13 protein-coding genes and 3 pseudogenes are annotated in these 21690 nt (G+C 60.1%); 3 read left to right on the top strand and 13 right to left on the bottom strand.

All coding sequences use genetic code 11. The features are described 5' to 3' along the window. Window positions 1-59: 59 nt before the first annotated feature. The 8 genes from dacB to C483_RS08080 form a co-directional block, all read right to left on the bottom strand. Complete coding sequence (gene dacB, locus C483_RS08110) at window positions 60-1445, bottom strand: D-alanyl-D-alanine carboxypeptidase/D-alanyl-D-alanine endopeptidase (RefSeq protein WP_006652871.1); 1386 nt, start codon at window positions 1443-1445, stop codon at window positions 60-62. Beyond that, the gene (locus tag C483_RS08105; protein WP_006652870.1) at window positions 1435-3120 is read right to left on the bottom strand and encodes an ABC transporter ATP-binding protein; all 1686 of its coding nucleotides are present in this window, start codon (window positions 3118-3120) and stop codon (window positions 1435-1437) included. The genes dacB and C483_RS08105 overlap by 11 nt, the downstream gene beginning before the upstream one ends. Beyond that, window positions 3117-3245, bottom strand: a complete 129-nt coding sequence (locus C483_RS21075) for a hypothetical protein (protein ID WP_275039992.1) — start codon at window positions 3243-3245, stop codon at window positions 3117-3119. Before C483_RS21075 ends, C483_RS08105 begins: the two co-directional genes overlap by 4 nt. Continuing rightward, entirely contained in the window at window positions 3238-4287 is a 1050-nt protein-coding gene (locus C483_RS08100) for an ABC transporter ATP-binding protein (RefSeq protein WP_006652869.1), read from the bottom strand. The genes C483_RS21075 and C483_RS08100 overlap by 8 nt, the downstream gene beginning before the upstream one ends. Further along, the gene (locus tag C483_RS08095; protein ID WP_006652868.1) at window positions 4284-5363 is read right to left on the bottom strand and encodes an ABC transporter permease; all 1080 of its coding nucleotides are present in this window, start codon (window positions 5361-5363) and stop codon (window positions 4284-4286) included. Before C483_RS08095 ends, C483_RS08100 begins: the two co-directional genes overlap by 4 nt. 117 nt (window positions 5364-5480) lie before the next feature. After that, complete coding sequence (locus C483_RS08090) at window positions 5481-6431, bottom strand: ABC transporter permease (RefSeq protein ID WP_006652867.1); 951 nt, start codon at window positions 6429-6431, stop codon at window positions 5481-5483. A 39-nt stretch (window positions 6432-6470) separates the two neighbouring features. Further along, complete coding sequence (locus C483_RS08085; protein ID WP_006652866.1) at window positions 6471-8141, bottom strand: ABC transporter substrate-binding protein; 1671 nt, start codon at window positions 8139-8141, stop codon at window positions 6471-6473. A gap of 265 nt (window positions 8142-8406) precedes the next feature. Then, entirely contained in the window at window positions 8407-10077 is a 1671-nt protein-coding gene (locus C483_RS08080; RefSeq protein ID WP_006652865.1) for an ABC transporter substrate-binding protein, read from the bottom strand. A 136-nt stretch (window positions 10078-10213) separates the two neighbouring features. Here C483_RS08080 and C483_RS08075 point away from each other — a divergent pair, with 136 nt between their 5' ends. Further along, window positions 10214-11362, top strand: coding sequence for a M42 family metallopeptidase (locus tag C483_RS08075; RefSeq protein ID WP_006652864.1), 1149 nt, complete (start codon window positions 10214-10216; stop codon window positions 11360-11362). Between the two features lie 164 nt (window positions 11363-11526). Here the strand turns inward: C483_RS08075 and C483_RS08070 are convergent, their stop codons facing one another. From C483_RS08070 to C483_RS08050, 5 genes and pseudogenes are all read right to left on the bottom strand, one after another. Continuing rightward, window positions 11527-13518 (bottom strand): S9 family peptidase, encoded by a 1992-nt coding sequence (locus C483_RS08070; RefSeq protein WP_006652863.1) that lies wholly within the window; start codon window positions 13516-13518, stop codon window positions 11527-11529. 230 nt (window positions 13519-13748) lie between these two features. Then, window positions 13749-13916 (bottom strand): hypothetical protein, encoded by a 168-nt coding sequence (locus tag C483_RS20825; protein ID WP_241431485.1) that lies wholly within the window; start codon window positions 13914-13916, stop codon window positions 13749-13751. A 646-nt stretch (window positions 13917-14562) separates the two neighbouring features. Beyond that, window positions 14563-15527 (bottom strand): annotated as a pseudogene (locus C483_RS19465) (IS630 family transposase). Between the two features lie 652 nt (window positions 15528-16179). After that, window positions 16180-17367, bottom strand: a complete 1188-nt coding sequence (locus tag C483_RS08055) for a CaiB/BaiF CoA transferase family protein (protein WP_049912504.1) — start codon at window positions 17365-17367, stop codon at window positions 16180-16182. An 85-nt stretch (window positions 17368-17452) separates the two neighbouring features. After that, the gene (locus tag C483_RS08050) at window positions 17453-18229 is read right to left on the bottom strand and encodes an IclR family transcriptional regulator (protein WP_006652858.1); all 777 of its coding nucleotides are present in this window, start codon (window positions 18227-18229) and stop codon (window positions 17453-17455) included. A gap of 910 nt (window positions 18230-19139) precedes the next feature. Here C483_RS08050 and C483_RS21230 point away from each other — a divergent pair. Further along, a pseudogene (locus C483_RS21230) lies at window positions 19140-20613 on the top strand (thiolase C-terminal domain-containing protein). Beyond that, window positions 20613-21690 (top strand): annotated as a pseudogene (locus C483_RS08040) (ACP synthase); the annotation flags it as partial. The pseudogenes C483_RS21230 and C483_RS08040, both read left to right, overlap by 1 nt.

Raw genomic sequence — 21690 nt, 5'->3', positions numbered from 1 at the left:
TGACTGTGCTGTGACGACTTTGAAAGTGAGCGTTGGTATCAACGGCGAACACCGGCAGGCTACTCGAGTGCAGCCGTCTCGATAATTGATTCGACGAGGTCGTCGATGCGGTCCGTTGCAACCGCTTCGTGGTCACCCGTGAGATTCGAGAGGAGACACGAGAAGACGATTGCGGGTTCATTTTCTCGGTCCTCAACGTAGCCAGAGAGTGCTCGGACGCCCGTCAGGGTGCCGGTCTTCGCTCTGACCGGCAGCGGTGCATCCTCGAGTCGGTTGCTGACAGTTCCGTCGACGCCAGCCAGCGGCAGCGAACTGCGATACCGGTCACCCCAGGGCTGGTCGAGACTCCACTCGAGTACGGCGGCGATACTCGCGGCCGACAGGAGGTTGTACCGCGAGAGACCGGAGCCGTCGCGGAGTCGGACGGCGTCGGCGCCGCGTGCCTCCAGGAAGTCGGTGGCGTGGTCCTCCCAGGTGTCCCAGGAGCCCTCGCCCTCGAGGTCGAGCGCGACTGTGCGGGCGAGTTGCTCGGCGACGAAGTTGTCCGAGGTGACGAGCATGGTACGGACCTGCGTGGACAGTGGCGAGGACTCGACGACCGCACAGGGCGGGCCGTCGGTGTCGACCGACTCGTGTTCGATCCGGGTCCAGCCGTCGACGGTGACACCGGTGGACTCGAGTGCCTGTCGGAGCAGCGAGCCGGCGTGCATCATGGGGTCGTCGACGGGGCTCGCCTCGACGGTCGTCTCGCCGGGTGGGATCTGCCCCTCGACGCGGATGACCTCGGAGGCGCGTTTCTTGTAGACCTCGAGCTGTTCGGTCGGCCCCGTCGTCACGTCCGATTCGATCCGGACGATTTCCGAGGTCGGCGAGGCGTCGACGGTGACCGAGCCGTTGCGGTGGCTGACGGTGATGTCGACCGTGTTTCGCTCGAGTGCGAGCGGCGTGCTCTTGGCACCGTACTCGAACTGGCCGTCGTCCCACGTCCAGCCGGGGCCGAGCGACTGGTGGTCGAACGCCGAGGCGTCGATGACGAGTTCGCCGGCGACGGTGTCGATGCCGGCGTCGGCGACGTCCTCGGCGAGCGCCAGCAGGTCGCCCTGTGAAAGGTCGGCCGCGCCGGACCCGGTGAGGACGAGGTCGCCGAGGAGGTGGCCCTCCTGGACCGCGCCGTCGGCGTGGAGCGTCGTCTCGAATCGGTAGTCCGGCCCGAGTTCGTCGAACGCGCGCGCCGCCGTCACGAGTTTTGCGTTCGACGCCGGCAACAGCGGGACGTGTGGGTTCGACGTGACGATCGGCTCGCCCGTCCGCAAGTCGGCGGCGTAGACACTCGCGCTCATCCGGTCGAGGTGGGGAAACGCCGACTCGACCAGCGACTCGGACTGTGATTCGGACTGCGACTCGGACTGGACCTGTTCGGTTGGTCGCTGTTCGTTACGGCTCACGGGTACCTCCCTGATCGGATAGTTCGAGATGACACGCCGTCAACCGTTCGGTTTCGACAGCAGTTGTCCCGTCCGTCGAACCGGCAGGATCGAGCGCCGGCGTCGACGACTGGCAGATCGATTCGTAAGCCTCGAGACGCTCTCTCGCAGCCGTCCAGTCGCCCGCGAGTGCGCGTTCGACGGCCTGGCGCGCGTCCGACCTCGCGCCAGGTGGGATCGTCCCGCCGTCGCCCGCGGCGTCGGCAGCGGTGTCGCCAGTGTCGCCAGAATCACTATCCCCGAGATACGCCTCGACAACCACGTCCGGATCACTCCCCTCGAGTTCCTTCTCACGGACAGCCTCAAGGAGTTCGTCGTACGCCTCGTACCCCGCGGCGCTGAAACCGTCGGGCAGGATGAACGACGGACAACGCGTGTGGAATCGACAGCCTCGCGGCGGATCGGAGGCGCTCGGTACGTTGCCCTGAATCACCGACTCGATCCCCGGCTGGTCCGGGTCCGGGTTCGGCACGGCGCTCAACAGCGCCCTGGCGTAGGGGTGGTACTGCTCGGTAAACAGTTCCTCCGTCGGGGCCATTTCCACGAACTCGCCCAGATACATCACGGCCACGCGGTCGGCAACGTACCGAACCACGCTCAGGTCGTGTGAAATCAGGAGGTACGTCAGCCCGTACTCCTCCTGCAGGTCGTCCATCAGATTGAGAATCTGGGCCTGCACGCTCACGTCGAGTCCGCTAACTGGCTCGTCCGCCACGACGAGATCCGGATTGATCGACAGCGCCCGCGCGAGGTTGATCCGCTGGCGCTGTCCTCCGGAGAACTCGTGGGGATGACGGTCGTAGTACTCGCGCTTGAGGCCGACCTGCTCGAGTAACTCGAGTGCACGCTCGCGTCGAAGGTCGGCTTTGGAGGCGGAGACGGAGACATCGATGTCAATCGTTCGCTGGGTGTCGTCGACGGTGACGGCGGCGTCGAATCCCCAGGGGAGTTCGACGGCGACGTCGTCGGCCGTCTCGACGGCGGTCTCGGTTGGGTCACCGACGGGACGAACCGTCAGTAGAACCGTCGCGACGCCGTCGACCGGATCGACGACGAGTTCCGCGTTGTCGTCCACGGTGGCGTTGACTGCGTACTCGGAGAGGTCTTCGGTTCGCACCTCGGCTTCGGAGCGGACCGACGGATCGGGCCGCGGCCAGTCGGTTCCCTCGAGTGGGTCCTCGATGATGTGGCCGACCTTTCGGCGCGGGTTCAGGCTCGACTGGGGATCCTGAAACACCATCTGTGTTCGCTTGCGGAACTCGCCTTCGGGGATTTCGTCCGTCGGCTGGCCGTCAAAGGTGATGTCGCCGGCAGTTGGTTCCTCGAGGCCGAGGATCGTTCGTGCAAGCGTCGACTTTCCGCAGCCAGATTCCCCGACGATGCCAAGCGTTTCACCGGGGCGCAGTTCGAAGTCGACGCCGTCGACTGCTTTGACGCTCGACTGGTCGTAACGGAACGGGAACGGTCTCGAGTCCGAATCGAATCGGATCGACGAGAGCAGCCCCGAGTTCACCGGAAAGTGTTTCTGGAGTCCGGTGACCTCGAGTAGCGGCTCCCGATCGGAGCCACCGGTCCGGTCGTCGGTACGGTTCGTTCCACTGGGTCCCCCATCGTCGGTTCGGTCGATCGTACTCATAGCGCACCTCGGTCGCGGTCAGTTCGTGCTCGGTTGCGGTCAGTTCGCGGTTGCGTCTCGGTCGCAGCGTCAGCGTCAGTCTCGATCTCGGTCTTGGTCTCGGTCTCGGTCTCACTCTCAGTCATCTGTCTGTTCCTCCACGACGGCCGGCTCGCTGGTCGTCGACTCGTGTAACGCCGGTTCCTCGCGTTCGACACCCTCGTCATATCGCAGACAGGCAGCCGTATGTGTCTCGTCGTCGCCGACGTCGTACAACGGCGGCGTCAGCTGCGAACATTCGCCGAACTCGACCGAACATCGGGTGCGGAACCGACAGCCGGACGGTGGTGAGACCGCACTCGGCATGGTTCCACCGATCGGATCGAGTTCGTCGAGCGTCTCGTCGGGCGTGACGACCGAGTTAATCAGCGACTGCGTGTAGGGATGTTTCGGGTTTTGGTACAGTTCCTCGTACGGAGCGGACTCGACCACTCGTCCGAGATACATGACGGCCACGCGGTCACAGACCTCTCTGACGACGCCGAGGTCGTGCGTGACGTACACCATGCTCGTCTCGTACTTCTCCTGAATCTCGTCGAACAGTTCGAGGATTCCCGCCTGAATTGTCACGTCGAGTGCCGTCGTCGGCTCGTCGGCGATGATCAGCTGCGGGTCACAGGCGAGTGCCATCGCAATCATCGCCCGCTGTTGCATGCCGCCGGAGTACTGGTGTGGATACTCGTCGATTCGCTGTGACGGATCCGGGATGCCAACGTCGTCGAGAAGTTCGATCGCTCGCTCGCGTGCCTCAGTGGGCGAGCGGTCCGTGTTCTCGACGATGACTTCCTCAATTTGCTCGCCGACGGTGAAGACGGGGTTGAGCGCGGACATCGCGTCCTGGAAGATGATCGAGATTTCGTTGCCGCGAATATCGCGTCTGAGTTCCTGCTCGCTGAGATCGGTCAATTCCTGGCCGTCGTACCGGATACTCCCGTTGACGATCCGACCGGGTTCTCGAATCAGCCCCATGAGGCTCTTGACGGCGACGCTCTTCCCAGCGCCGCTCTCGCCGACGAGTCCGAGCGATTCACCGGTTTCGACCTCGAAACTCACGCCGTCGACCGCGCGCACGATGCCGTCGGACGTGAAGAAGTACGTCTGCAGGTCTTCGACCTCGAGAAGGCTCACGAACGATCACCTCGCTCCGGTGTCGGTGACGCTGCGTCGTGTTGCTCGAAACCACCGTCGGTTGCCGTCTGCTGGCGGTCGCCCTCGTCCGGTGAGAGCTCGCCGTGGCCGTCGTCTTCGAGGATCGAGTCCACGTCGAAATCCTCGTAGCCGACGTCTTCGACGGTCGTTTTCGGGTCCATTACGTCTCGCAGTCCGTCGCCGAGCATGTTGAATCCCATAACTGTGAGGAAGATCATGATGCCGGGGAACAGCGCGACCCACCACGCGACGAGCAGCGCCGTCCGGCCGTCCGCGAGCATTCGGCCCCAGTCGGGCGTCGGCGGTTGCACGCCGAATCCGAGGAACGAGAGCGCCGCTGCGCCGATGATGACGGTCCCCATCGATAGGGTCGCCTGCACGACGACCGGCGCGAGGCCGTTGGGAACGATCTCGCGAAAGAGAATCGTTCGTCGGGGCAGCCCCGCGAGTTTCGCCGCCTCGACGTACTGACGGTCTCGCAGGGAGAGCACTTCGGAGCGCATCACCCGGGCGTACGCCGGAATGCCGACGATCCCGTAGGCGATGAAGAGGTTGTAGATACTCGGTCCGAAGATTGCCATGAAGATCATCGCGAGAACGAGGCCTGGAATCGCGTACAGGACCTCGACGGTTCGCATGAGGCCGTCGTCGACGTAGCCGCCGAAGTACGCCGAGATCGCGCCAATGATGACGCCACCGACGAAGCTGATTCCAACGGCGAGGATGCCGATTGTCAGCGCCGTTCGGCTGCCGTAGATGATCCTCGCGAACACGTCACGGCCGTAGCGGTCGGTTCCGAACGGATGCGCTCTCGACGGTTCGGAGTAGCGCATACTCTGATCCATCGCGTGCGGATCGGCGTGGAGCCACGTGATGATCGCCCGGTTGAACAGGAAGCTATCGATCGCGCTGAAGATCGCCATCGCAACGAGGACACCCACAATGAGGAGTCCGGCGACCGACGTCGGGCTGTGCCTGAGCTTCGCGAGCGTCCCGAGCACGCGGCCGTTAGCGGAGAGTTCTGCGTCGCCGACGCGATTCTCTTCGCCGCTCATCGGTCATCCCTCCACGGTGCTCGTGTCGGTATCGGTGTCGGTTCCGGTGCCGGTGCCGGTGCTACTGCTGTGTCTGGTGTCGCAACCGACGATGCCGTCGGTGGGTTCGGTGCTACGTCAATCATACTTGATCCGTGGGTCGATGTACGCGTACGCGATGTCGGTGAGCACGACGCCGATCAGGAACAACGTCGAGAAGAACAACGTCACCCCGACAGCGACGGAGTAGTCCTGATCGATGAGCGAGTCGAAGAACAGCCGTCCCAGTCCGGGGATAGCGAAAATCTCTTCGACGATGACGCTCCCGCCGAGCAGCGTCGAGACCTGAAGCCCGACGATCGTCACCAGGGGCAACAACGCGTTGCGGAACGAGTGTCGTATCAGTACCTTCCGTTCGGGAATCCCGTAGGCGCGCGCCGTCTCGATGTAATCCGCGCGAAGTTCCTCGATCATGCTCGAGCGCGTCATTCGCATGAGCAGCGCCGTCTGGGCCGTCGCAAGGGTGATGACGGGCATGATGAGCAACGTCAGCGACTCTATCGGATCGATAAACGGCGACGTGTACCCTGACGCCGGTAACAACTCGAGGTGGTACGTCACCACGTAGATCAGCATCAGTGCCAGCCAGAAGTTCGGCGTCGAGATGCCGGCGAGTCCGGCAAATCGGGAGGCGTGGTCACCGGCTTCGTTGTGGCGCGCCGCGCCGTAGATCCCGAGACCGATCGCCATCGGAAGCGCGACGAGGTAGGACAACCCCATCACGACGAGCGTCGGCTCCATTCGCTCCCAGATGAGATCAGACACCGGTCGGTTGTAGACGAACGACTGACCGAGGTCTCCCTGACCGAGGCGGACGAGGTAATCGAAGTACTGTTCGTGAAGCGGTCTGTCGAAGCCGTAGCTTTCGATCAGATCGTCCGCCAGCTCCTGGCCCGGTTCGGTACCGAGATAGAGGCGAACGGGATCACCCGGCAGCGCGTGCATCATGACGAACATCAGCGTCACGATGCCGAACAGGACCGGGATGATCTGAACGAAGCGTCGAAGGGCGTATCTAAGCAGTCCCATTATACGAAATGATTCCCATCTGTGAATGTGGCTGGCCAGCTAGTCGTCGATCCGCGCCTCTTGCCACTGGTTGAACGCTTCCTGCTCACCGAACGGACTCGGCTCGTAGTCCTGTACGTTCGTGTGGACGCCAGTCGCGCTCTCGGCAGAGTACACACCGAGAACGGGATACAGCGGCATGAGGAGGTCAGCAGCTTCGACGTAGTACTCGTAGCGTTCCTCGCGGTCCGTCGTCTGTCGCGCTGCACGAACGATCTCGTCGAGCCGCTCGAGATCTTCGAGCGCCTCCTCGTCGCCACGTTCACGCGCACCCTCGTAGAGGTAGCCGATCGACGAATGGCCGACGACATCGTCGCTCATGCCACCGTCGTCGTTTTCGATGTCACGGAACATATGGTAGTAGTAGCCGTCCGGGTCGTCGTTCCCGCCCCACCCGTACGTGGTGATGTCGAAGTCACCGTTGTCGAGTCCATCCAGCCACTCACCGTCTGAAATCTCGCTCACCGTGGCGTTGATGCCGACCTCCTCGAACTCGTTCTGGAGCACGGTTGCACGCCCTGTCGTCGCTTCGCCCGACTGGGACGTGATTTCGACGTCGAAATCGGTGCCAAGGCCTGCCTCCTCGAACAGTTCGACCGCGCGGTCGTGGTCCTGCTCGGGATAGTACTGCTCTTCCCACTCGTCTGCCGGGAAGTCCCAGGCGTCGATGACGCCCTGTGGCATGTGCCCCCAGTTCCGGCTACCGAGGTCGCCGACGGCACCGATCAACAACTCGTCGTAATCGACGAGATACTGCAGTGCCTCACGCGCTCGTCTGTCCTCGAACGGCCCGTCTAGACAGTTCAGGAGGAACCCCTGGAAGTCGAAATTGTCGAGCTGGTAGACGTCGATATTGTCGTCGTTCTGTGCCTCGTCGAGCAACGCCTCCGTCACACCGGACTGGTGAATGTCGCCGGTCGCGAGTTCGACATACCCGACCTCCGTCTCCGGAATGATCCGGTACTCGAGTCCGTCCAGTGCTGGCTCGCCGAGGAAGTAGTCGTCGTTGGCCGTGAGTTCGACGGTGGCCGACGGATCGTGGTTCGCGAGTTCGAACGGGCCGCTGCCAATCGGGTTCTGGGCGAACTCCTCCTGACCCATCTCCTCTGCTGCGTCCATCGGCACGATCGCGGCGTTCATTCCGGCGAGCGTTCGCTCCATCAGCGCGGACTGGTACTCGAGATGGAGGGTGACCTCGAACTCGCCGGTTGCCTCGGCCTCGTCGAGGAACTCGACGTTCGAGAGGTTTGGCGAGTCGTTGTCCGGATTTCGGACCCAGTTGAGCGAGTACGCCACGTCCTCTGCGGTCAGTTGGTCGCCGTTGTGGAAGGAGACGTCGTCGCGGATGTCGGCGACGAACGTCGTCTCGTCGACCTCCTCGAGTTCGCCGTCGGCGAGGTGCGGGACCGTGCCGCTGCCGTCCGGTTCCATCATCAGGAGCGAGTCGAACAGGTAGTGGGCAGCCGTACTGTACCACGCCATCTGGTTCATTCGCGGATCGAACGTCTCGACCTCGTCCGAGGTCGCGATCCGGAACGTCCCGCTCCCGTCCCCCGGCTCGTCTGGGTCGCTGCCGACGCACCCAGCGAAGAGCCCCGCTGCGCCGATAGCTGCCGTCGATTTGATGAATCGGCGTCGATCGATATCGGATGTGTTGCCTTCTTTGTACATTGAGAACACTACCCTAGTGTATCCCGAACAAGTCACATCAGGGGAAAATAATCGGCCCCTAGCATCATAGGTGCCCGCCGTCACCGACTGCTGGGTCCCAAGAGTTGCGACCGCTTTCGTCGGCACAGGGCCGTCATGGCGCTCAAACGGACGGAACTCGACCGACTCGTCGCCGCTCACGGCGGTCCCGGTTCGGTACCGAGGGAGGCGAACCGACATCCCATCAGTATACGAAGTAACTCCCACCAGCGAATGAGTTTGCCAGCTAGTCGTCGATCCGCGCCTCTTGCCAGTGGTTGAACACTTCCTGTTCGCCGAACTCCGTGGGCTGGTACCCTTGAACGTCGGTATGGACGCCAGTCACACCCTCGGCAGAGTACACGCCGATGACCGGGTACAGCGGCATGAGAATCTCAACTGCCTCGACGTAGTACTCGTAGCGTTCCTCGCGGTCCGTCGTCTCCCGCGCCGCACGAACGAGTTCGTCAAACCTCTCAAGATCCTCCAGGAGGTCGTCATCGCCGCGCGATCGAGCCCCCTCGTAGAGATAGCCGATCGACGAATGGCCGACGACATCGTCGTTCATACCACCGTCGTCGTTCGTGAGATCACGGAACATCCGGTAGTAGTAGCCGTCCGGATCGTCACCTCCGCCCCATCCGTACGTATTGATATCAAACGTTCCGTTATCGAGCGAATCCAGCCATTCTCCATCCGATACCTCTCTAACGTTTGCGTCGATTCCAACCTCCTCGAATTCGTGTTGCAAGACAGTAGCTCGACCCCGCATCGCCTCACCGGACAACGTAACGATGTCCACCTCGAAGTCGGTATCGAGTCCAGCCGCTTCGAACAGTTCACGTGCGCGGTCGTGATCTTGCTCCGGATAGTACTGTTCTCGCCACTCGTCCGCAGGGAAGTCCCAGGCATCAACAACGCCCTGGGGCATATGGGCCACGCTCCGACCGCCGAGGTCGCCGACGGCACCCGTCAACAACTCATCGTAGTCGACGAGGTATTGAACCGCTTCGCGCGCCCTGACGTCTTCGAACGGACCCTCCAGACAGTTGATAATGAGCCCCTGAAAGTTGAAGGTATCCAGCTGATGCGTTTCGACGGCATCGTTCGACTCCGCTTCATCCACGAGAGCGTCCGTCACGCTTGACTGATGAATAGTACCATCTGCCAATTCGACGAAACCAACCTCTGCCTCCGGAATGATCCGGTACTCGAGTCCATCCAGTGCTGGCTCGCCGAGGAAGTAGTCGTCGTACGCCTCGAGTTCGACGCTGGCTGACGGATCGTGGTTCACGAGTTCGAACGGGCCGCTACCGATGGGGTTCTGGGCGAACTCCTCCTGACCCATCTCCTCAGCGACATCCATTGGAACGATCGCAGCGTTCATCGTGGCGAGTTCCTGTTCCATCAGCGCGAACTGGTAATCGAGGTGCAACGTGACTTCGAACTCACCTGTCGCCTCGGCTTCGTCAATGAACTCGACGTTCGAGAGGTTTGGCGAGTCGTTGTCCGGGTTTCGGACCCAGTTGAGCGAGTACGCCACGTCCTCCGCGGTCAGTTGGTCGCCGTTGTGGAAGGAGACGTCATCGCGGATGTCGGCGACGAACGTCGTTTCGTCGACCTCCTCGAGTTCGCCGTCGGCGAGGTGCGGAACCGTGCCACTGCCGTCCGGCTCCAACATGAAAAGCGAGTCGAACAGGTAGTGGGCAGCCGTACTGTACCACACCATCTGATTCATTCGCGGATCGAACGTCTCGACCTCGTCCGAGGTCGCGATCCGGAACGTCCCACCTCCACCACTGGTGTCATCTGGGTCGGTTCCAACGCACCCGGCAAAGAGCCCTGCTGCACCGATAGCAGCCGTCGATTTGATGAATCGGCGTCGATCGATGTTGGATGTTGTGTCTTCCTTGGACATTGAGAACACTACCCTAGTGTACCCCTAGCACGTCACAGCAGGGTGAAAATAACCAGCCCCTAGCATCATAGGTGGTCACCGTCACCGACTGCCTGGGCCCCAAGAGCTATGTCCGTTTCGCCGACACAGGACCGTCATGGCGCTCAAACGGACGGAACTCGACCGACTCGTCGCCGCTCGCGGCGGTCCCGGTGGCGAGTACCACGTCGCCCGTGTTTTCGAGGAACTGATCGACCCGTACGTCGACGAGGTGTCGTGGGATGCGATGGGGAACGTCGTGGCAACGAGTTACGGTGAGGAGGGTGGCACCGATACTGGTGATGGCGACGCGGATGCGACTGACACCAACGAAACCAACGGCGATACCAAAGACGTCCTCCTCGCCGCCCACACCGACGAACTCGCGTTCCTCATCGACGGTATCACCGAGGACGGCCTCTGCTCGTTCTCGATGCTCGGCGGCCACTACCGGGGGTATCTCCCCGGGCAACACGTGCTCGTCGGCCCCGACAATGTCCCCGGCGTCGTCGGGACGAAGCCGCGACACTTCATGGATAGCGACGAGAAAGACAGCCTCCCCGAAACCCTCCACATCGACCTCGGTGCCCAGAATCCGGCAGAGGTAGCCGAACTGAACGTCGAACCCGGCGACCACGCAACCTGGGACCGCGAACTAACCGACCTCGCGAACGGTCGACTCGCAGGTCGTGCGCTCGACGACCGAATCGCACTCGCGATTCTCGTCGCCGTCGCCCGCGAGACTGAGTCGGATCGAACCGTCCACTACGCCGCCACCGTCCAGGAAGAAGTCGGCCTTCGCGGCGCCCGTGCCGCAGTACACGAGGTGGATCCCGACATCGCCATCGCACTCGAGATCTTCCCGAGCGACGACTACCCGATCGACGGCGACCGCTCGAGTACCGTCGAACTCGGCGGCGGCCCAGTCGTCGAATTCGGCGACGGCACCTCCGAGTATCTCTTCGGTGGCGTCCTCGTGGATCGGCAGACACTCGAGTGGCTCACAGCCGCCGGTTCGTCAGCCGACGTTGCCCTCCAGCACGACGTGATGATCGGCGGCACGACAGACGCGACAGAGTTTCAGAGTGCCGGCCGGGCGCGCCACGCTGGCGCGATTGCTGTCCCCTGTCGGTACACGCACTCACCGGTCGAGACGATCGATCTCGACGACGCCGAGGAAACGGTCGATGTGCTCGTCGCTGCGCTGGAATCGTCGTTCCCGGGCCGGACTGACGTGCGCGGGCGTCGGTCGCAACGTGAAACGTGAGTGGCCGGTCACCCATACGGAAGCCGGCATGGCGACCGTGATGGGAGGGACAGGGGCCACTGCAAGTCGGTGGCTACTATATAGTAACAACTGCAACTATTTACACACTGATCACACGACAGCTGTGCATTGACTTGCAGTGGCTACGATAGTTGCAGTTGTTCCTAGAGGTGCTCGTCGAATGCCGCTTCAATCTTCTCGAACGTTCGCCGCCACGTCGACCGCTTCGAGAACACGTGCCCTTCGCCAGGATAGTACTCGGCCTCGAACTCGACGTCGAGATCAAGCAGCGTGTTCACGACGATGTCCTGCTGCTCGACGTTTACGTACCGGTCAGCCGTGCCGTGGAAGCTGTACAACGGCGTCTCGTATCGGTCCATGTGGGTGACTGGGCTGGCATCGTCCCATCGGTCGGGGTTCTCGAGTGGGTGTCCCATCACGGTCGTCGCTGCGGAGGCGATGTCAGGGAATTTCGTCTCGGTCGCCCACTCGTGGTAGTTCGCTGTGTCGGCAAGTCCGGCGATGTTGATCGTCACATCAAATGTTCCAGGGTGGGTTCCGGGGAGCTGAAGCGCGGCGTAGCCGCCGTAGGAGAGTCCCCACTGCCCCACTGAATCGGAGGTGTACTCGAGAGCACGCAGATAGTCAGCGGCACGAGCGATGTCGTCCATCTCGACCCGCCCACGGTCGCTGCCGATCGCTCCTCTGAACGCCCGGCCGTAGCCGATACCGCCACGGTAGTTCACGAACAGGCCGACGTATCCCTTCGTGGCGAGGTACTGCTGGTACGCGTAGGCAAGCCCGTACGAGCGAGAGGGATGAAAGCCATCTCGTATCTGACGCATCGGCCCGCCGTGGACGTAGACGATAGCCGGAAGGTCGGTTGCGTCGTCGGGAACAGACTCGCTTTGACGTGGATCGAGGAGGTATCCCTCGATGGTTAGTTCTCCACTCTCGAACGTAACTCGCTCCGGTTCGACCGGTGGTTCTGGCCATTCGCGAAGGCCAGAGTGGGTCAACTGAACATCGGTTTGCGTAGCTGGTTCGGCTGAGTCAGCATCGGCCGACTCGGACTCGAGTTCCCGGACACGAACCTCCGGAGACCGATCGCGGCTTGCATGCAGGTAGGCGACGTGATCGCCGTCTGGCGACGGCCGCGGTTCGACGTTTGTCCCAGCTGTTTCGACCAGCGGTTCCGTCGTTCCATCGAGCGTGACCGTGTAGAGCTGTCGCTGACCTGTATCTCGCCGGTTTGACGCGAAAACTAATCGGCTATCGTCGATCCATCGCGGCGCAGAATCGGCGAGACCCTTGTCCTCGAAGGCTCCCTCGGTGAGTTGCGTTCGCTCGCCCGAAGCGACATCGATCACGTGGATGTGTTCGTAGCCATCGACTGGGAGCGCCGTGGCTAGCAACGTGCCGTCGGGGGAAAGACGCGGTGACCCACGCGAGAGTGCGCCGATCTCTTCGTCGACTTCCTGAAAAAGGACAGTCTCGGTCTGCGGAGCATCGACGTCGACGGCAATGAACTCCCGAACGGTACCGTACTCCCGTCGGCGCTCGTAGCACAGCCGCCCGTCGTCGAGCCAGAACGGCGACTGTGACGAAGCGTCAGGACGGGTTCGCCAGACGAGGTCCCCGCTTTCGGTGTTGATCACACCGACGCACTTCGTCTCGCAGTCTGTGAACCGATAAGCGAGGAGCCCGTCCTCACGCCAGGCGAACGCACGCTCCCCGCCAAGGAATGGTCCCCGCTCTGGAACATCGAACGCGCGTTCGACGCCGTCGGTCACTGACCGAGTTCGGGGTTTGCCATCCCGATAGAAAGCGAGACGCGACCCATCGTGCGACCAGGTGAGCGATGCATCACCGTCGGGCGTGCGCGCGATCTCCGAGACGGATTGCTCGCGTGGATCCACGAGGGCAGTCACTCCGTCCTCGGTCGTACAGACGAGTTGTGGCTCCGTCGGGGACCACGTGAACTCTGCGACGTGTTCGTCGGCTGGCCGAACGCGCCACGGCTCCTTTCCTGGTTGACCAATGACCAATACCTTCCCATCGTTCTCGTGTACCGTTACAGCGAGAAACGAACCACACGACGACCACGTGGGAGCGTCAGGCCACTTCAGATCGAGAACGTTGTCGAGAGTGAGCATAACCCACAGTTACGTCGAACCCATATGAATAGTTGGGAGGCGGAATACGTACCAGTGTGTGTAGAAGGAACCCGTCAGCTCTTGCCTCACGACTCTCGACGCTTCTCCGAAAGCCGTTCCGGGATTTCGTCGATAGTATCGAGTGCGAGTTCCGAGACGACATCGTGAACCTCGCGGAGTTCATCGTCACGAATGCCCATCCGACGGAGTTTTTGCGGGCCTCGTAGACATCACCGATCGCACCAGTGTGTCGAATTGGCGGCTTCGGTGGGTCCATCCCGCTGGTGTCGGTCGCCGAGGTGTTCGTCGACGAGTTCCTGTTTTATCTTCAGATCTGATGCGAGAACCGAATCCGTCGAGAGTGCGTCAGTCACCGACTCGAGGTGCAGCCTTGGCACGAAATCGAAGCGGTGGACAGGGTTTTTGACAATTGAATCGATGGTCTTGTCGCTGAGTAACACGTCTGCGAGATCTGTCGCCTCGTCGCTCGCGCGCGCGTGTAGTACCCTAAGGTTCAGTCGAGAGACAAGGTCCAGTCGAGAGGTGGCCAGCCAGGTCGAGACCGACAACCAGGACACTGTGACCGCGCACATCCCCAAGGAGACCGCCGAGTGTGCTGACGAACCTACTCTTTCCGAACCCGCCCTTAAGCATCGGGCAACAGACTGCCTGTGGTCCTGTGTTTGCTGTCGTTTGTATGGTTTTGCCCGCCACAGTGCCGGCCGGAACCGAACGACTGTGTCGACGGACACTCGACTCAATCACTCCTACTTCTTTCCGTCGGATCAGTTGAGTTAGTTGACCAGGTTGCCGGAGTAAGAGAGAGAAAGTGGATAAAACGCTGTCGGTACTCGAAGTCGTGAAGGAGCCATTGGCGGCAGAGGTCGCCCCAGCAGGACAGGTATTTTCCCAGCCGATATGATCGGTACTCGAGTGCACTAACGTGATAGGCGAAGACGTCGTGGCGTAGGTATGGAGCAGTACGGAAGTGCACAATGGGCATCCCACAGATAGAGTGAAAATCGCCGTCACCGATCGTGAGGGTCAAAAATAATTACTCACTTGTAGTACGGAAAGCCGGTCAAGAGCTGTATCAATCGCCGTTACAAGATCATCGAGTACCCAAAAAGCGGTTGCTGAAAGCGGCTTGAACTTGTCTCCAGCACGCCTCGACAAGATTCAGCTCTGGCGAGTATGCCGCCAGGTCCGTGGCGGCCGACACCTGAAAATACGGCGCTCCATCCAGCACAATGGGCAAATCATCTATGATCCCATTACATAATGCAAGAGTGAAATGTTTGGCGTGTACGGCGGTTACGTACTCTTCGAATCGAGCGAAAAACGGTCGCCCTCCTCGGTGGTCGCGCTCAGGAGACGCGTCCAGTCGCGTTGACCGGATAATTCGACAGACGGCCGCGTTCCGCCGGGAACTAACGGGGCACGCGGCTCAATTTGTACGGATTGCTTGGTTCACTCGATGCAGACTACTGCGGCGTCCATCTCCCGCCGCTTTTTTCGAGTTCCTCGCGGAACGCTTCTTGTTCCTCAGCTTCAGATTCGACGGCTGTACGGCGTGGTTTTTGGAATCTCAATCCCGCCTCTTTGAGCAACCGCCGACAGCTCGGGATTGAGTACTCGACACCGTACGTCTCATCAAGAGACTGTTGGACGAGCGACGGCGTCCACGCCGACGCGTCAAAGCCAACCTCCTCGGGAGATTCGTGGACCATTTCCTCAAACTCTTTTTGCTCTTTTTCTGAGGTCTTTCGCTTTCTCCCAGATCGGTGATCATCAACAACAGCCTGCTCAAGCGACTCGTCGGTGTCAAGTCGCTTGAGCCAGCTATAGATTGTGCGTCGCTGAACGCCGTACCACTCGGCTAGTTCAGTCTGCGTGAGGCCATCTTTGTATGCTATTGCTGCTAATAGCCGTTGTGTCGGCTTCTTCTCTTCCACATTGTCGAGGGGATCTTGTAATTCCTCGACAGAGAAATCGTCGAGATAATCCACGACACATAGCAATATCGACTGAGTAAAAAGTTCTAATGGTCACTATAGCACCACCCAATATATTGTTTGTTGAGTGATTGATTTGTCCAGTGTACAGTATAGAGATGTGCAAGTTGTTCAATACATAGTAACGTACGCCATCTGGTAGTCTACGAATTATATATTCAGAAATCTTACTTAAGGTGAGAAGATCAGTTGCCACTGAGTCCCAATCAATATGGTCGAGGAGCTTCTTGACCGTAATCAAGAAACGAAGCGTGTATCCAGAATCATAGCGTCGAATCTACCGTCAGACAGATCCTGGTCCTCGGTATCTTCTGTAGAAGCACAGCAACTGGATTGGTATTTCATCATCTAACCGCACTCCGTCAAAATGGAGTTGTGTATCGGACACTATTGATCTGTATTCACAATATTATACATCACCAGTAATGATTTGTTTTTGATGGTATCGATCCATCCGTCATACTCACGTCAGGCTACACGTCCCACGTACGGTTGGGTGTCGATTGAGTTCTAGTGGTTACCATAGACGTCGCCAAGATGGGGAAATGAGCCTACAGGAAGACACATCCCACTGGAGTCGGGTACTCTGAGCGCTGCCCATACGGTTCCAGTATCAAGCACTCACGCCTGGGTGTAGGATGCCATATTACCCTTCACTGAAAACAACGTTCTGGTCAAATAGATCGGCAATTTCCTCTTCAGGGTAGGAAAGCGCCTCGAGGATATCGGTCGTGTGCTCACCCTTTTTCGGCGGTCGAGTGGAGAACGTCCCGTCGTGGATCGCCGAGCTGAACCTGAACGGAAGCGCAGGTGCAACCACCTCATCGTCGGCTTCTGGGTTGTACGAATCCACTAGCATCGATCGCTCGGCAACGTGTGGATCCCTGTCAACGATGTCGCTGACCGTCCGCACTGCACCGGTTGGGACGCCTGCATCCATAAGGCCTTTCTCTAGTTCGATCGCATCGTACGACTCGAACTCGCCGGTGAACTCCTCTTTGAGGAGTTCGCGGTGTTCAAGTCTGTCGTCAATCGTCTCGAAGCGTTCGTCTTCAAGGAGGTCTTCACGACCCAGGAATCGACAGAGTCGCTCGTACATGGCTTCAGAGAGCGTTGCAAGGTAGACGTACCCATCCCCTGTCGAGAAGACGCCGTTTGGTGCACTGCCAATACCTTGTCCACCTGCGCGTTCGGGTAATTTGCCTGTTCGATCGTACCGCGAGACCCAATAGGACATCCACGACACGGCGACATCGAACAGAGAAATGTCGATTGCAGTGCCTGTACCTCCTCGATCCCGCTGGCGGACAGCAGCCAGAATCGCATACGCAGCGTTCGCTCCCGTCCCACAATCGATCAGGCTGGCACGAATTCGGACCGGAGGTCGGTCGAGATATCCGGTGATTGCCATCAAGCCAGAAACCGCCTGAACACACGGATCGTATCCTGGATACGAGCTATAGGGCCCAGTTCGCCCAAATCCAGACAGCGAACAGTAGATCACGTCTTCGTTTCGTGTCCGCACCGATTCGTAGTCGAGATCGTATTTCTCGAGGACGCCCGGACGGAAACTCTCGACGACGATATCGGCCTCGTCGAACAACTCCGTGACGACGGCGTGGCCGTCGTCGGTTTTCATATCGACGCAGACGCTTTGTTTCCCGTGGTTGAACGGAGTGAACATGCTTCCACCCATCAGATTCCGGAAATTATCTCCTGATGGTGGTTCGACCTTGATCACGTTCGCACCCATCTCCCCGAGTAACTGTGTACAGACTGGGCCGGCTATCGACTGGGTTAGATCAACGACGGTAAGATCGTCTAACGGCTGCATACAACTGACTCTCACACCGGATTGAGAAAATCTTTTCGGGTACTGTCCGCGCTGCGTAGCGTTTTGCTTGAATGTCGGTCTCTAATCAGGAGTACGTGAGATTCAGCTCGATTTCGTTAACAACACTTCGCATAACGTCGGGAATCTCGTCTTTGAATCGCTCGCTGTGCATCCGGTGGCTCGGTCCTGCGACAGCAAATGCACCGAGAACGTCTCCTTCCGGCCCCATCAGTGGAACTCCGATGGCATGGAGTCCATCCGTACTTTCGCCTTTGTTGAACGAGTACCCTCGATCACGGATGCACTCGAGTTCCTCGAAGAGTTCGGTTTCACTCGTAATCGTTGCATCTGTCGCGGCGGGCAGTCCGTGGCGGTCGATTATTTCCTGCACGCGTTCTTTCGGCAGGTGGGCAAGGATTGCCTTTCCGCCCGAGATTTGATGCATGTGAAACCTCTTTCCAAGCCGGGCACGACTAAAGACACCCTTGTGTCCCGCCTCTCGAGCCAATACGACGGAGCGACCGTGTTGCTCTGTCGAAAACTGAACCGTTTCACCGGTCCGGTCTGCGAGCTCTCTTACTTTGGACTCGACCTGTTTGATACCGTCGAATTGGCAAAGCGCATAGCCGCCGATATCCAGAAAGGTGAGACCGATCTGGTAGGTGCCGTCATTGTTGACGACATAATCGTGCTCGCGTAGCGTAGTCAGGTGTTTGTGGACCGTTCCTTTCGATACGTCGATGGCTGCAGCCAGTTCCGTGACAGTGGCTCCGTTCTGACGTTTTAGCTCCTCGATTATGGTGAGGGAAGTTTCGACGCTCTTGATCCGCGTGGCCGTCGAAGTACTTCCGTGTGGGGGCATTACCCAATAAATGCTCCATCGCGAGAAAAAGTTTACTCATTCGAAATCATACCGAGGGTTGTTTCGTCGTCTCCCGGTCTCGTCAACAAGAATTTCGGGAGAGCATTAGAACAGTCACCGGGACTACTACTAACGGCGACGTCAGGGTATCAAGAACAGCAATAACGCGGGCCCTCATCAAGCAGTACCTGGCTGTGACACTATTTTACAGAACTCAATCTAATTATGAAATGGATATTGTACAGACACGCTCATGCTCCTCGACAAACAGGTGTTTCTTATTACGAAACAAAGAAGCGGCTTTGAAATACACCGTTCGCAATCGGCAGAGTAGGGTCCGCTGGCCGAGTAGTGTAATGAGATCCGCGCTAAAAGATCACTACCAATTGCCTTTCGAATACAGATTGCCCTCTGGAGCAATGGCTGGGTAAGCCGTCAAGGTATGACAATACTTTCATTGGTTTACATTGGTATGGGCGTAAAATATCGAGTGCGATAGCGGCCACAGAGTATACAGGAGTACGAATGTAAATCAATTTTCGTATCGTCTTTGGCTACAGGTATAAATGAACCTCAGTAGATATGGTCGATCACAGTACCCTGTTTCGGATGACGAAATTAGATCTCGGTCACTTTCATACCATATTGGTTTTCGGATTCTCCACTGAATCGTACGAAGGTATTAGTTCCAAACCGTATTCCAACCAGAGCGTGATCTTCTTACGATTATATCCGTACTAGTTATGAGTACAACTTCACGATAGTATTCTCGGAGATGATTTTCGATGGTGAATTCGAGAACTACCTAGTAGTCCCGAACAAACACGTACCTACACGCCGCCGTCCGCCCCCAGACATCGGTTGTGAACAACGGTGTACTTATCTCGTGGCAATTGATACTGCTATGCGCATGCCAGACGCCTACTTAGTCGGTGCAGGACAATCAGACTACGGTGCGTTTCCCGACCAAAGCTACCGATCGCTGTTCCGAACGGCGTTCGAAGACGCAGTCGAGAGCGTTCCGAACGGACTCGAGANCTACGGTGCGTTTCCCGACCAAAGCTACCGATCGCTGTTCCGAACGGCGTTCGAAGACGCAGTCGAGAGCGTTCCGAACGGACTCGAGACGGACGACGTCGACGAAGCGTTCATCGGCACGCTCGGCGTCGGTGGCCGCCAGCTCGGTCTTTCAGGCCCTGCCGTAACCGAACACGTCGGTCTCGACGGCGTCCCCTGTACGCGCGTCGAAAACGCCTGCGCAGCGAGTGGCTTTGCGACACGCCAGGCCGTCCAGGCGGTCAAGTCCGGTATGGCGGATGTCGTCCTCGCGGGCGGCTTCGAGATTATGACCGACATGAGTTCGGACGCGACGAAGTACTGGCTCGGCGTGTCCGGCGAAACCGAGTGGGAGCGTCTCTCTGGCACCACCTTCTCGGGNACCGACATGAGTTCGGACGCGACGAAGTACTGGCTCGGCGTGTCCGGCGAAACCGAGTGGGAGCGTCTCTCTGGCACCACCTTCTCGGGCGTCTACGCCCAGATGGCAAGTGCCCACATGGAGGAGTACGGTACCACGCGCGAACAGCTCTCACGCGTCGCCGTCAAGAACCACGCCAACGGCGCGAAGAACCCGCACGCCCAGCTGGGATTCGAGTGCTCACTCGAGGACGCCCAGTCGGCACCCGTCGTCGCGGACCCGCTCAANGCTGGGATTCGAGTGCTCACTCGAGGACGCCCAGTCGGCACCCGTCGTCGCGGACCCGCTCAATCTCTATCACTGCTGTCCGACCTCCGACGGGGCGGCCTGCGCGCTGATCGTCAGCGAGGACGTCGTTGACGACTATACGGACGATCCGATCCGCGTCGCCGGCGTCGGTGCTGGCAGCGACAGCGTCGGACTGTTCCAGCGCGACTCCTACACGGGCGTCCCAGCAAGCCAGCACGCTGCCGAGACGGCCTACGAGATGGCCGGTATCAGCCCAGAGGAACTCGATTTCGCGGAGGTCCACGACTGCTTTGCAATCGCCGAACTGCTGGCCTACGAGGATCTCGGCTTCTGTGAGAAGGGACAGGCTGGCGAGTTCATCGAGTCCGGTGCGACCGAACTCGGCGGTGATCTCCCCGTCAATACGTCGGGCGGCCTCAAGTCGAAGGGGCATCCGATCGGCGCAACCGGTGCCGGCCAGGTCGTAGAGGCGTTCAAACAGCTCTCGGGCAAGGCCGGTGATCGACAGGTCGAGAACCCCACCCGTGGGCTCACCCACAACGTCGGCGGCAGCGGTGGTGCATCCGTGATCCACATCTTTGAGCGCGAGGAGCACTGCTCCTCGGTTACTTCGAGCGGACGCCGTCCGCGAGAGAAGGAAACGGAGGTGAGCGCCTGATGGTCGCTATTACTGCAGTCGGCGCGTACGCACCGCGATTCCGGATCACAGCCGAAGCGTTCGCAGACGCCTGGGGTCACTTCCAGGCCTCTGGTATCTCCGAGAAGGCCGTTCCCGCAGCCGACGAGGACGCGCTCACGATGGGCTATGAGGCCGCAACGCGTGCACTCGAGGCAGCCAATCTCACAGGCGAGGCCATCGACTGGCTCGCTTTCGCATCCTCTCGCCCACCAGTCGCAGAAGAGGACCTGACGGCCCGTCTGGGCGCGATGCTTGCCGTCAATCAGGCGGCCACCCGCCACGTCTTCACCGGCAGCACGCGAGCCGGTACACGCGCGCTCTGGGCCGGCATAGACGCCGTCGAAGCCGACGGCGAGACGACGGGGCTCGTCGTCGCCGCTGACGCACCACGTGGCGAACCGGACAGCGAACTCGACCACGCCGCCGGCGCGGGTGCCGCTGCGTTCGTCCTCGAATCGAGTGGTCCCGCCGACATCGTCGACCGCGCCGAGTACTCCCTCCCCTACCCCGGCACCCGCTTCCGGAACAGCGGTGAGGAAGAGATTCAGGGCCTCGGCGTCACCCAGTACGACCGCCAGGCGTTCACCGAAACCATCGGTGGCGCTGTGGGCGCACTCGACTCTAGCGACGACCTCGAGCCAACGGCCGCCGCCATCCAGGCCCCAAACGGGAAACTCCCCTACCGCGCCGCCGGCGCGGCCGGCGTCGGTACTGACGAGATCCAGGCCGCTGCAACCGTTCACAATCTCNGGGAAACTCCCCTACCGCGCCGCCGGCGCGGCCGGCGTCGGTACTGACGAGATCCAGGCCGCTGCAACCGTTCACAATCTCGGCGACCTCGGCGCCGCGAGCGTTCCTGTTTCGCTCGCCGGCGCGCTTGCGGACGGCCACGAGTCGATTCTGGGCGTCTCATTCGGTAGTGGGGCCGGTGCTGACGCGCTGGTACTCGAGTCCGCTGGGAGCGTTCCAACACGAGTCGATCTGGACGCGGACACGAACGGTGAAGCCGACGAACAGACGCTCTCGTACGCCGAGTACCTCCGCCAGCGCGGCGTC

The organism is Natrialba hulunbeirensis JCM 10989 (assembly GCF_000337575.1).
Lineage (GTDB): Archaea > Halobacteriota > Halobacteria > Halobacteriales > Natrialbaceae > Natrialba > Natrialba hulunbeirensis.
The sequence above is the reverse complement of the archived record's forward strand: the minus strand, read 5'-3'. Positions and strand labels throughout refer to the sequence as shown.